The organism is Microbacterium sp. ZW CA_36, assembly GCF_044987475.1.
GTDB lineage: Bacteria > Actinomycetota > Actinomycetes > Actinomycetales > Microbacteriaceae > Microbacterium.
In genome coordinates, this window is record NZ_JBJDRL010000008.1 from 45,378 (window position 1) to 57,182 (window position 11,805).

Below are 11,805 nucleotides of genomic sequence, written 5' to 3' on the forward strand. Positions count from 1 at the left end.
GGTGGGCACTATTGCGCGCGTAGCGGGGGAGCGGAAGCGCACCGCCCGCAGGCGGACCGGCTTTCGGGACATGGGTGGCGGACCGCTTAGCGCTCGGTGAGAGCCTTGGCATAGGCCCTCACCGAACGGCGGTAACGGGGCAGGGTCGGTTCGACGGCCTCTATCGCGACGCGGAGTGCCTCATCCTGTCGGCCGGCGCTGTGAAGGGCTAGTGCAAGGAAGACTCTTGGTGCGGCACCGGTGGCGGGGTGCTCAGGTGCGTCTTGGAGCATCGCGATTGCCTCGTCCACCCGACCGAGGTTCCGCAGGGTCGAGGCGTGCTGAACCACCATCTGCGCCGCCCGGCCGGCGTCTACGGTGTCTAGGCCGGCGGCAGTGGCGGCTGCGTAGTGCAAGTCGGCCTCGGCCTCGTAGCCGGCGGAGTCGAAGGCGCCGCCGAGCTCGAACCAACCGAGTGCCGGGTGAGGTGCGGCACCGGCAATGCTGCGCATGAGCTCGATTCGGCGCTGGTCGCCAATGGTCTCGTCGGCCCAGAGTGCGGCGACGCGGCGTTCCCAAGTCCCAGTACTCATCCGTCCAGGCTATTGCGCCGGGGTCGTAGTGCCCGCTGCCGTGAGACGTGAATAGCCGATCACACTCGCGCACGCTAATGGACCCGCCCGCGGCCGCGCATCGGGGCTCAGGTGTGATGATCGAGGCATGGACGTGTCCGACGATCATCCGCAGCTCGGTCACGCTGACGTCGATCGCGCGGCGATTCAACAGCCGGGCGTCGTCTTGCACGCGCTCGCAGCCGAGATCGGCGCGCGGGTGGACGAGGCCTCCGCTGAGGGTGCACCACCCGACGGTTGGCGAGTCCTCAAGCGACACCAGTCCGGCCAAGTCCTCATTGGCGCGCCTGTTGACGCCGAGGCGACTGTGTGGCGCGTCGCCCACGTCCAGCCGGTGTCATCCGACGCCACGGTCCGTGTGCATCCGGAGACCATGACGCTGCGCCCGAGCCGGGCGCAACGCAGACAGGGCCTCGCGTTGCGCTGGCCGACGCTCATGCAAGGTGCTTCCGGCAACGACGGATTCGCCGTCGACATCGTCAACACCGGCTCGCACCGCTGGATACCCAACGGTGACGGATTTCACGTCGTCGGCGTGTTCGCCGAACCCGGCGAGACGGCGTTTCACTTTGGCTGGGCGGACTCCGCTCAGCGCACGGCGGTCCCGCTGGATCCGGGAGAGTACGCACGCGTGAGCGTTGCGATCATGCCGAATGCCTGGGAACGCCTCGAGCCCGGCGCCCACGATCTGCACGCCGTGTTGGTCAGCCTCGGCGTGCGTACCGAGACGGCACTCAACGTGCATGTCTCGCGGGAGGTGCTTGGCTCTCACCGACAGCAGCGGCGGTCACAGCCCACACCCGACGATCGCCGCCGGGCTGTCGATGAGGAGGTTGCTCGCGTTCGGGGCGTTCTCGCCGCCGCCGGGGCATTCGCCGAAGTCACTGCCGCAATCGCCGCATCGAACACGGATGAGGATGCCGTTGCCCGACTGGGCGAGCTGCTCAACCTGGGCGAAGCGGCGGCTGAGGTCATCTACAACTCGACGCTCCGCCAGTTGCGCCCAGGCAACGCGGCGCAGTTTTATCGGCGGTTGGACGAACTGCACCGGCACCGCGAGGCGATCTAGCCACACAGCGCTCTGGGAGGTTGCTGAGCACTCGGTACCCGCACGCTGAGGGACCGGCCTACGGGCGACAGTCGCTGACCCCCTTGATGCGCGTGGGTTCATCGGGTGGAACGTTAGAGCCTCGAGGCGGCTAGCCGAGTACCCCCGTCGCCCATGATCGCGATGACTTCCGTACGCTCTGCGGAACAAATGTCACGGAGCGCTGATCACTGTCCGCAGAAGCACCGCGAGGACCCCCATGGATTCGAGCAAGACGCGGGTGTCTAATGGTGCGCATCGGAGCGGCAACCACCGGTAAGCCAAGGAGACTCCATCATGCGTCGACTATTCATCACGATAATCGCCTTGGCCCTCGTGTGCGCGAGCGCTGTCCCGGCATCAGCGATCACTTTCGGCGACCCCGACGGCGAACTGCACCCGAACGTCGGCGTCGTCGTGATAGACCGGAATGCTGCCAGCCCGGGACCCGACATCACCTGTTCCGGGACCCTGATCTCCGGAAATGTGTTCCTGACCGTGGCTCACTGCGTCGATGTCCTCGAACGGGTCGGGCAGCCGTATTGGGTCTCGTTCGCCACGGTGTATGACGAGGACGCGTCCGCGCCCACCGGCCTCATCGCAGGAAGCGCGATAAAGCACCCCCTCTGGGGTTCGGGGGGTCAGGCCGACACCCACGACATCGCCGTCATACTGCTTGACAGCTCACCTGGCATCACCCCAGCCGAGCTGCCCACGGCCGGCCTCCTCGACGAGCTGAAGGCAAGCGGACAGCTCCGCGACCAGACGTTCACCACGGTCGGCTACGGCTCCGTGCGCACGGACAAGACGGGCGGGCCGAACACAAACGAGGGGCGCGACGGTGTACGCCGCTACGCGCTGCAGAGCTTCCAGTCGCTAAGGCCGAACGCACTCGAGCTGTCGCAGAACCCGTCAACCGGCGACGGCGGCATCTGTGCCGGCGACTCGGGAGGGCCACACTTCCTCGGCGGTGTCGACAGCAACCTCGTAGTCTCAACTACCGTGCGCACCGACCGCTGGTGTCGTGCGACCAACCAGACGTACCGGCTCGACACTCAGTCAGCCCGAGATTTCCTGGCATCGTTCGTCGCACTTCCCTGACCATGGAAGGCCGAACGGCCAACCCGGGGCGCATCCGTAGCCGCGGTAGCCCGAACCAGCCCCGTCAGCGGCCGCATACGGCGAGCCGGCGCGCCAGGCGCAGGGGCCGCCTTCTGGAAGTGCGGACCAGTGAGTAGGCGAACGACTGGGTTCGCGCGGAAGGGGCCCGCTGAACGACCGGCCTGAGGGCACCGATGGCGGCATCCGAGGGCGGATGTGAGGCAGACCCGCCCTCGGGGCTGAGAGGCGCCCAGACCCGGCTCAGACGCCGGTCTCGGCCGGCAGGCGTCCGGATGCGACGGCTCGGCGCAGCAGCTCGAAGTCGGCTTCGGCGACATCGGCGTAGGCGGCCGACCATGCCGCCGTCGCCTCGGCGAATTGCTCGGACCGGCCGAGGTAGCCCACGATCGCGGCCGAGGCGGGGGACTGTCCGTGCGCCCGGGCCAGGAGCGCGGCGCACAGTGCCCCGTACGAGCGGAATTGGTCGGCGTCGAGCGTGGCCGGTTCGATCGAACCCTTCATGTCGCGGAACTGCCGCCAGTAGTAGTCCACCCGGTGACGTTCTGCGGAGTCACCGGCCCAGCCGCGGATCCATCCGACGAAGAGGTCGGAGTTCGCCTGCAGGATCCGCTGGGCGGCGACGACGCGGTGGCCTTCGATGAAGTCCGTCACGCCGGGGCGACCGGGGATGATCGACCGCCGGCCTCCGTACGTCGTCAAGACGGACGGCGGAGCCTCCTTCGCCTGGAGGAACAGCATGTCGCCGGTGGGCCCCTCGACGGCAAGCAGATAGCAGCGGGTACCGACGCTGCCGACACCGACCACCCGCAGGGCGAAGTCGACCACGCGGTACTGCTCCAGCAGGAACGCGATGTCCTCGCGCAGAGTCGCGCGGTACTGGGTGAAGAGGTCGGTGACCTCGCCCAAGGTCGCGTGGTCGACGTGGCGCAGGATGGGAGGTTGATCGACGATGCGGATGCCGCCGTCGACCGAGAACGTCGTCAGGCGCTGCAGGAGCCGCTCGGACGTGCGTGCGCGGGCCTTCTTCGCCGCCTTGCGAACCGTCCGCTCACCCTTCTCCCCGAGGTGACGTGCGACCGCGGACGTGTCGACCCGGGTGTAGTAGCGCTCTCGCGTGGAGAGGCGGCAATAGCCCCGCAACGTCTCGCGGTATGCGTCGGCCGCGACGAATGCCGCGTCGCGGCATGCGTCCTCGCTCAAGCCGATGTCGCGCCCGCTGATGTGCACGCTCGCGGTGAGCCGGCGCACGTCCCACTCCCACGGCGCGACGCCGCCCTCGTCGAAGTCGTTGAGGTCGAAGACGAGCGCGCGTTCGGGCGAGGCGAAGAAACCGAAGTTCGAGATGTGGGCGTCGCCGCAGGAGACGACCTCGAGGTCGGTGGTGGGTGCATCGCGCAGGTCGGCCGCCATGACCGCCGCCGTGCCCCGATAGAACGAGAACGGCGATTGCAGCATCCGTCCCACCCGCACCGGGACGAGATCCTGCAATCTCGACGCGTGCTGTTCCTCGAGGATGCCGATGGGATCCCGGTCGACGGGGAGGACCAGCTCGGCCAAGCCTCGTCGCGGCAGACGCTTGCGCACCTGGCGTCCGGCTTCGTTCGCGGATGACCGTCGCTCGCCGATGCCCATGCGGGCAGGCTACCGCGGGCTCGCGCGTCGCGAAGTGCTACTCGCTGTCTTCAGAGTCGGCGAATCGGCGGGAAGGGTGTCATCGGCGTGGGTGCCAGCGCTCGGGCGTTGGCGTTGCGCACGAGCGAGGGCAAGAGGAACAGGTCTACGAACCACCAAATGCCAGCAGCGACCATCATCGGGATCCCGATCGCGAGACCAGCGAGAATCCAGCCGCCCCACCACAGCACGTTGAACACGATCGCGGATCCGACAAGCCCGAGGTAGAACCGCTGTGCCGAGAAACCGCCGAGAAGGAACAAGAACAAGTACGCGATCCCGACCTCTTTCGCCGGGCGCGAGATGGCGGCGGTCGGCGGCGCGAATGGCCCCCATTGCCGACCATCCCACCACTGAAGTGCCCCGGTAGGACCGGGGTACCAGCCGGCGGGCTGAAGCTGGGCTGCGGAGTGAGCGCGAACTTGCGGCGCCGCCGGAATGACTTCCGTGCGTGGTGCTGGCAGGTAGGGGTCGAGCGCCGCGTATTCAGCCTGCGCGTTGGGGGCACCGAGGACGTCTGTGGACCACTCGCGTCCGTTCCAGAACCGCTTGCCGCCTGCAGGCACGTCGTACCAGCCTGCTGGAGGAATGGGAGGAGTATCCATCATTCTCGTCCTCGTCTCACGGAGCCACCCAGACATCCGTGCGCTCAACATAGCGTGTGCGCGCAGACGCTCGGCTTGCTCGGTACATGTCATGGCGCCGTGGAACCTGCGCTGGGCGGGTGAAAACGACTGGGTCAGGGGCATGAACCTGATCCGCGTCCGTGACGGCCGCATCGTCGAGGCGCGCGGTTACCTGAAGACGTAAGGAGCGGCGGGCGTGAAGCTTGACCGCACGATGCTCTGCCTGCGGAGAGGGGATAGCTCCGAGTCAGACACGCCTGAGAGGCTGTGGACATGGCGGTCATCGACGACGTTCGGGCGCTGGGCGCAGAGTTGGAGCGCTCCTACCATGCCTACGTGCGCGGGAGATTGAAGTTCCGCGTCGGTCAGATGGTCTATGTCGCGTTCTCTCTCGACGAGAGCGTGATGGGGTTCGCCTTCCCGAGGGAGGAGCGGGCAGCGCTCGTCGGGGGGAATCCGCGCAAGTTCCAGATGCCCTCGGACTCAGACCTGCGCTTCAACTGGGTCCACGCCGAGCTTGCCGCGCTGGAGCCTGCCGAGGCCCGTGAGCTCGTCGTTGATGCCTGGCGCATGGTCGTCCCGGCGAAGGTCTCCCGCGCCTACGATCTCGCGCATCCCGCGGGCCCGCAGTGATACGTACGCACGACCTGGGAGGCGCCTGATCTGGATGTTTCGGAAACCGAGGGAAGCGCTTGGCTGCTACATCGTGCCCGAGCTGGAATCGGCGCTCTCCGGCCACGTGCGACTGAGGGATCCTCATGCTCAGCAAGGATCCTGATTCGCGCCGAGGCGCTCCGCCTGACGCAGAAGGTGCTGTTGTTCGAGAGTGCTGGTCGCGCGGCGCGCGGCCTCCGCGTACTCGTCGGCAGCGGCATCCACCTCTCCGGCCCGTTCACGAAGGTAGGCGAGGGCGGCGTGGTATCGCGGCACATCATCGGCGACGAGGTCGAGGGCCGCGAGGCCCGCGCGCGGCCCGTCGGCCTCGCCGACAGCGACCGCCCGGCCGAGTCTTATGACGGGCGACTCCCCGAAGGCGAGAAGCTCGTCGTACCATTCCACGATCTGCACCCAGTCGGTCTCGGCCGCCGTCGGCGCATCCGCGTGCAGCGCCGCGATCGCAGCTTGCGCCTGGTACTGTCCCAGCCGGTCCCGTGCGAGCGCCGACTGCAGGATCGCGACGCCCTCGGTGATCGCATCCACGTCCCACAGCGAGCGATCCTGCTGGGCGAGCGGCACGAGCCGCCCACCCACCACCCGGGCCGGCCGCCTCGCATGGTGCAGCAGCATGAGCGCGAGGAGCCCTGAGACCTCGGGCTCGTCGTTGAGCGCGGCGAGCTGCCGCGTCACGCGGATCGCCTCGGCCGCGATGTCGATCTCGCCCGAGTAACCCTCGTTGAACAGCAGATAGAGCACGCGCAGCACACGGGACAGATCACCCGGCTGATCGAGCGGGATGCCGGCGAGCCGCTGTTTCGCGCGACTGATGCGCTGCGCCATCGTCGCCTCCGGCACGAGGAAGGCCTCCGCGATCTGCCGCGTGGTCAGGCCCGCGACCGCACGCAGCGTGAGTGCGATCGCCGACGTGGAGGTGAGGACCTGATGCGTGCAAAGGAAGTAGAGCCCGAGGGTGTCGTCATGCTGCGGTACCGGGCCGGGTTCGCGCTCCTGTGCGAGCCGCTCCTCCCGCGCGGCGCGGGCCGTATCGCTGCGCACCTGATCGAGGAACGCACGCCAGGCGACCGTGACGAGCCACGCACGGATGTCGCGCACGCCCTCGAGCACTGGTCGCTCGAGGGCGCGCACGAGGGCGGTCTGCACGGCATCCTCGGCCGACGCGAAGTCCGCGCCGCGCCGGACGAGGATGCCGACGACCTCAGGGATCGCTCGGCGCAGTGCCGTGGCATCCACCGGCGTCATCCGACGTCGGCGGGCACCGCGCTCATCACCTCACGCAGTTCGAGCCACTCGCCAAGAGCCGCGCCGCCGGCCCACGGCGCAGCCGAGAGCTCGGACGCGAGCTCCAGCGCGCGCTCGTACGAGTCGACCTCGATGAGCATCCAGCCGGCGATGAGGTCCTTCGTCTCGGCGAACGGACCATCGACGACCGGCGGACGCCCCTCGCCGTCGAAGCGCACCCACGCGCCGCCCATCGAGAGCGCCTCCGACGAGATCAGCTCGCCGGAGTCGATGAGGCGCCGCTCCATGTCCTGCATGTACTGCACGTGCGCCGTCCACTCTTCCGCCGTGAGCTGGTCCATCGGAACCGCGTTCGTCGAGGGACGCCCGCCCCGGTAGTGCTTCAGCATCAGGTACTTGGCCATGACGACCTTCCGTTCGGTGCGGCCCATTCTGGCCGCTTCGGATAGGAGACGGAACCGAACCGCCCATCTCTACATCGGGACGGGAAATTCTCTCAAGTTGTTGCCGCAGCCCGTTCAAGGACCCGTCGGCGGGAGGCCTGGCGTACGCCGACGGCGCGGCCGACGAACATCGTCCGCTTCGAGGACTCGGTTGCGCTCACCGCGTAGACAGTGGTCGGAATCTTGTCGCACTCTCCGCGAGTTTCCTCGTTCCGACGATCGGATTCTGGTCGGTCGCCGTCGCAGCAATCGCACTCGCGCCGGGTCTCATCGGCATCCGGATCCACAACCGACGTCTCTCGGCCAGCAGGTAGCGCAACGCCAAAATGCGCGCCGGCGGAGTGTCCTACGGTCGGCGGTTCTCTGAAGCTGCGCCGGATCCGTGGTGGGGTGCTTCAGCGGAGCGCATCGGGTCCAGCTCCTACAACCGAGCTGCTCGCACATCGACTCGGAACCTCGAAGCGGAGTGACGCCATGCTCGCCCCGAGTAGGTGAGATACACGACTCGACCGACCGTCGCCGCGATGAGAAGAATGCAAGCCAGCACGAGCAGCCATCCGATATAGGTGAACGCCATGCCCAAGACGCCGAATCGCTGTGCCGAGTCTGCGAGCAGCGGTGGCAGGAAGACTCTGCCGAACCTTCCGGCCACGGCGAATCCGATCCCCGCGAGAACGGAGCCCGGCAGCAGCTGTCGAAGGCTGACCCGGCGATTGACGACGATCCACGAAGCGACCCACCACAGCACGCCCCACAGCACGACCTCGGCGATGAACTCGATCACGCGCAGCGGTCCATCATCGCTAATGATGATGCGCGTCGCGACGACCACCGCGATTCCGACCACGACCGCTGCGATCGCCGCGAGCCACCGCCAGGCGAACTTCAGGCTGACAGCGGGCGCACGCCAGATCCTGCGAAGGCTCCGTTCCAGAGCCCGCGCGAATGAGGTCGCGGCGATGACGAGGAGGACCACGCCGATGACACCTGTCGCGCGAAGCTCCTGAGCGCCTCCCGGCAGTGACTTCTCCAGCGTCTCGGCCGTGGCCGCATCGAATCCCATGTGCTCCGCGAAGATCGCGGCCGTCCGGCTGTCGAGCCTGGACTGCAACGCGCCCACGACGATCAAGATCGGCAGGACCGACGTGAATGTATGCGCCGCGAGGGTCATGCCGCGATCGATAAGGCCCAGGTCGGCAAGATCGCGGGTGACTCGCAACGCGAATCGCCCAGCAGGTGACCGCGCACTGCTGCGGACGAGGCGACTCATGGTCCACCGAGCCATAGGCACCTCACGATCCGAGACGACGTCGCCCGATCCAGTCAGAGGCTAACACCGCGCACGAGGCCCACACACGAACCGACCTTCACGGCTGAGGCTTCACGATCGGCGCGCTGAGGGAGCGGCGATCGCGCACTCGTTCATCTGCTCACGTTTGCCAATACTATCGACTAGCGTTAGCATGGCGGGGTGATCCAGTCTTTCGCGGACGAGCCGACGCGCAAGGTCTGGGCGCGCGAGCATGTCCGGCAATTCGGGCCGGAACTGCAACGCGCCGCACAGAAGAAGCTTCGCCTGCTCAACGCAGCCGAGACGATCAACGACCTGCGGATCCCGCCGGGCAACCGGCTCGAGAAGCTGGCCGGCGACCGCGACGGACAGCACTCGATTCGCATCAACGACCAGTACCGCATCTGCTTCGTCTGGACATCCGCCGGTCCAACCGACGTCCAGATCGTCGACTACCACTGAGGAGGGACCACCGATGACGAAGGCACACAACCCGATCACCCCGGGTGAGATTCTCCAGACCGAGTTCCTCGAGCCGCTGGGGATCACGGCCTACCGCCTTGCGCAGGCGACCGGCCTGCCGCAGACCAGGCTCAGCGAGATCATCCGCGGCAAGCGGCGGATCACCACCGACACCGCCCTACGGCTTTCTCGCGCGTTCGGCCTCTCGGAGCGCTTCTGGCTCAACATCCAGAACGACTACGACATCGAGCTCGAGCACGACGAGCATGACGCCGACCTCGCACGCGTCGAGCGCCTGATCCCAGCCTGACTTCCGAGTCACGCGGGCCTGCGCCCGCACAAGGGCCGGCGTCCGTGCGCTCCGTTCCGGCGAGCAGCGGTGGCGGCCGAGCTGGAGCGCATTGCCGACAAGGAGACCGGAGAGCCGACTCGAAGGACGGAACGGCGTCACCGACACGCCTCACTAGCGCGGGCGTCTGGCTTCCCACGCAGTCGACACCAACAGCCAAATCAGGAAGATGGCAACGCCCACCGCGGCGAGCCCGACGAACGTGAAGAGCGCGAGAAGCACCATCATCGGCGCTCCCACCCACCGGCCGTCTTCGACCGGGGCGAATAGGTCACCACCCACGGATGAGTACAGGAATGTAGCGATCCACCACATGCCTAGTCCAAACGCGAGAATCGCGATAGCCGCTGCCCAGGCACCGAAGAACGACCCACCCGCCTCGTCGCGCCCGCATGCCATGCGATCAAGATAATCGACGCCCGCCACTCGGCGCGGACACCGACCGTCAAGCGGACGAATCCGTGGGGCTGCTCTGGTCCTGGCATGCCGGGACGGCGAAGCTGCCGCGAGCTAGCAGTGCGGCCCCGTCCAGCAGGAAGAGCCAGACGGCAGCCAACGCCACCCACTGGATGGAGCCCTCACTCCCCAAGAGACCGCCAAACGGCGATATGACGCGCGAGCAACCGGGCCGAGCCGATCGCGATGAGCCCTGCCCCACCAGCTGCGTGACGTTTTCGCTTCACGGGTCTCAACCTTCAGTGGTCGCCGCGGTCACCTAGGCCTGATCGTCCGTGAAGATGTCCTCGATCCGGAGGTCGAACAGCTTGGCGATGCGGAACGCGAGGGGAAGGCTCGGGTCGAACTTGCCCGTCTCGATCGCGTTGATGGTCTGTCGCGAGACGCTCGCCTGTGCGGCCAGGTCGGCCTGCGTCCAGGAGCGCTCGGCGCGAAGGTCCGAGATGCGATTCTTCATCGATAGCGGATCCTTCCGACGAGGAAGGTAATCAGGAAGACGATGCCGAGGAACACGGAGAAGGCGGCGATGTCGACATCGAAGCTGAGGAGACCTGCGGCATCGGCAACCACGTAGCCGAGGCCGGCAACCCACCCAGCGCCGAGTGTGATCGCGAGGGCACCCAGGATGATCTGTCGCTGCAGTTCGTCGACAGCTCGGAGGAAGCGCGTGAAAGCGACGATCCATCCGATGCCGGCGGCGAGATTGAGGATGACGGCGGCCCAGCTCGCCACCTGCTGGGTGGGTCCCCACAGCAACTCGGGGCCGAATCTGGCCAGGGCCAGCGTCGCGATCCAAGCGAGTCCCCACCCGAAGAGGTTGGCGGTAGCCCTGATCTCTTGCCGGTATCCGCCGGTAGGAGTGTCTGCCTTCACGGTCGTCCCTTCTGTTGCGCGCCGCCGCGCGGCGTGTCAAGTTCACTTGACAAAGTAGGTGATTGGAAGTCGGCGTGTCAAGTTCACTTGACATGCGATTCGGCATCAGCGATCGCGGGGGATGCGCCCTTCGGGGATCCGTTCGAGTCGATTCCAGCCACGCCACCCGCGTTGCTCGAGGATCGCCAGCAGCTGTCGAGCGACCGGTGCCGACTCGGTCATGGCCGCGTCCAGTAGGGCCAGAAGAGGGTCCGTCTGATCAGCGCCGCCGATCTCCACCTCACCGCTCTGGATTGCGCGGATGCGGAGGTGCTCGACGAGGTCGGCGAGTTCGACGACTCGGGGATCGTCCGGCGGCCATTGCGGCGCGGAGCCGAGGAGGCGATAGAGGCGTGTCATGTCCGGGTCGTCGTCAAGTTGGCGGTTCTTCTCGGCGATCACGGCGTCGATGCCGAGCGGATCCTGCGCGGCGAGCATGATCCAGGCGTCGCGCTCGAGCTCGATGTAGGCCTCGCCGACGCCGAGCCCGCGCAGCCGGTCCAGGTAGTCCAAGACGATCTGGGGAAGGGCCAGGTGATCGCCGGCGGCGAGCTTGGCGATCCGCTTGCGGTTGCTCTGCAGGCGACGGATGTCGGCGCTCAACGCCTTGTCGATCTCTCCGACGGCCTGGGCGAATTCGTCGGGGGCGGCGACGAGCAGTTCCTGCACGCGCGCGAGGGGGACGCCGGCATCGGCAAGCACGCGGATCCGGATCAGCCGCACCACGGCGGCGGTGTCGTAGCTGCGGTAGCCGGAGTGGTCGCGCTCGGGCTCGGCGAGCAGGCCGATCTGGTGATAGTGCCGAACTGTCCGCACTGTCACCCCGGCGTAGGAGGCCAGTTGGCTGATCGTGAGCAT

Annotated in this window: 14 protein-coding genes; 5 read left to right on the plus strand and 9 right to left on the minus strand. The window is 67.3% G+C overall.

Annotated elements, in window-relative coordinates:
- Positions 1-86 precede the first annotated feature (86 nt).
- Entirely contained in the window at positions 87-572 is a 486-nt protein-coding gene (locus ACI3KX_RS05915) for a tetratricopeptide repeat protein (protein WP_404908610.1), read from the minus strand.
- 127 nt (positions 573-699) lie between these two features.
- Here ACI3KX_RS05915 and ACI3KX_RS05920 point away from each other — a divergent pair, with 127 nt between their 5' ends.
- Together ACI3KX_RS05920 and ACI3KX_RS05925 are read left to right on the plus strand one after the other, a co-directional pair.
- A complete protein-coding gene (locus ACI3KX_RS05920) occupies positions 700-1,680 on the plus strand; it encodes a hypothetical protein (RefSeq protein WP_404908613.1) in 981 nt (326 codons plus the stop codon).
- A gap of 315 nt (positions 1,681-1,995) precedes the next feature.
- Positions 1,996-2,799, plus strand: a complete 804-nt coding sequence (locus tag ACI3KX_RS05925; protein WP_404908616.1) for a trypsin-like serine protease — start codon at positions 1,996-1,998, stop codon at positions 2,797-2,799.
- Between the two features lie 261 nt (positions 2,800-3,060).
- Here the strand turns inward: ACI3KX_RS05925 and ACI3KX_RS05930 are convergent, their stop codons facing one another.
- Positions 3,061-4,452, minus strand: a complete 1,392-nt coding sequence (locus ACI3KX_RS05930; protein WP_404908618.1) for a DUF2252 domain-containing protein — start codon at positions 4,450-4,452, stop codon at positions 3,061-3,063.
- Between the two features lie 50 nt (positions 4,453-4,502).
- Positions 4,503-5,096, minus strand: a complete 594-nt coding sequence (locus ACI3KX_RS05935; protein ID WP_404908621.1) for a TM2 domain-containing protein — start codon at positions 5,094-5,096, stop codon at positions 4,503-4,505.
- A gap of 294 nt (positions 5,097-5,390) precedes the next feature.
- Here ACI3KX_RS05935 and ACI3KX_RS05940 point away from each other — a divergent pair, with 294 nt between their 5' ends.
- Positions 5,391-5,750, plus strand: a complete 360-nt coding sequence (locus tag ACI3KX_RS05940; RefSeq protein WP_363356762.1) for a hypothetical protein — start codon at positions 5,391-5,393, stop codon at positions 5,748-5,750.
- A gap of 129 nt (positions 5,751-5,879) precedes the next feature.
- Here ACI3KX_RS05940 and ACI3KX_RS05945 read toward each other — a convergent pair whose 3' ends face one another.
- The 3 genes from ACI3KX_RS05945 to ACI3KX_RS05955 form a co-directional block, all read right to left on the minus strand.
- Entirely contained in the window at positions 5,880-7,025 is a 1,146-nt protein-coding gene (locus ACI3KX_RS05945) for an RNA polymerase sigma factor (RefSeq protein WP_404908623.1), read from the minus strand.
- 5 nt (positions 7,026-7,030) lie between these two features.
- On the minus strand, positions 7,031-7,438 hold the full coding sequence (locus ACI3KX_RS05950) for a YciI family protein (RefSeq protein WP_363357050.1): 408 nt from the start codon (positions 7,436-7,438) through the stop codon (positions 7,031-7,033).
- Between the two features lie 460 nt (positions 7,439-7,898).
- Entirely contained in the window at positions 7,899-8,648 is a 750-nt protein-coding gene (locus ACI3KX_RS05955; protein WP_363356764.1) for a YhjD/YihY/BrkB family envelope integrity protein, read from the minus strand.
- A 300-nt stretch (positions 8,649-8,948) separates the two neighbouring features.
- Here ACI3KX_RS05955 and ACI3KX_RS05960 point away from each other — a divergent pair, with 300 nt between their 5' ends.
- Both ACI3KX_RS05960 and ACI3KX_RS05965 read left to right on the plus strand, forming a co-directional pair.
- A complete protein-coding gene (locus tag ACI3KX_RS05960) occupies positions 8,949-9,230 on the plus strand; it encodes a type II toxin-antitoxin system RelE/ParE family toxin (protein WP_363356765.1) in 282 nt (93 codons plus the stop codon).
- Positions 9,231-9,243: 13 nt separating this feature from the next.
- Positions 9,244-9,540, plus strand: a complete 297-nt coding sequence (locus tag ACI3KX_RS05965; protein ID WP_349426184.1) for a HigA family addiction module antitoxin — start codon at positions 9,244-9,246, stop codon at positions 9,538-9,540.
- Positions 9,541-10,294: 754 nt separating this feature from the next.
- Here ACI3KX_RS05965 and ACI3KX_RS05970 read toward each other — a convergent pair.
- From ACI3KX_RS05970 to ACI3KX_RS05980, 3 genes are all read right to left on the minus strand, one after another.
- On the minus strand, positions 10,295-10,492 hold the full coding sequence (locus ACI3KX_RS05970) for a helix-turn-helix transcriptional regulator (protein ID WP_363356766.1): 198 nt from the start codon (positions 10,490-10,492) through the stop codon (positions 10,295-10,297).
- The gene (locus ACI3KX_RS05975; protein WP_349426187.1) at positions 10,489-10,908 is read right to left on the minus strand and encodes a hypothetical protein; all 420 of its coding nucleotides are present in this window, start codon (positions 10,906-10,908) and stop codon (positions 10,489-10,491) included. The genes ACI3KX_RS05970 and ACI3KX_RS05975 overlap by 4 nt, the downstream gene beginning before the upstream one ends.
- 105 nt (positions 10,909-11,013) lie before the next feature.
- Positions 11,014-11,805, minus strand: a complete 792-nt coding sequence (locus ACI3KX_RS05980) for a MerR family transcriptional regulator (protein WP_363356767.1) — start codon at positions 11,803-11,805, stop codon at positions 11,014-11,016.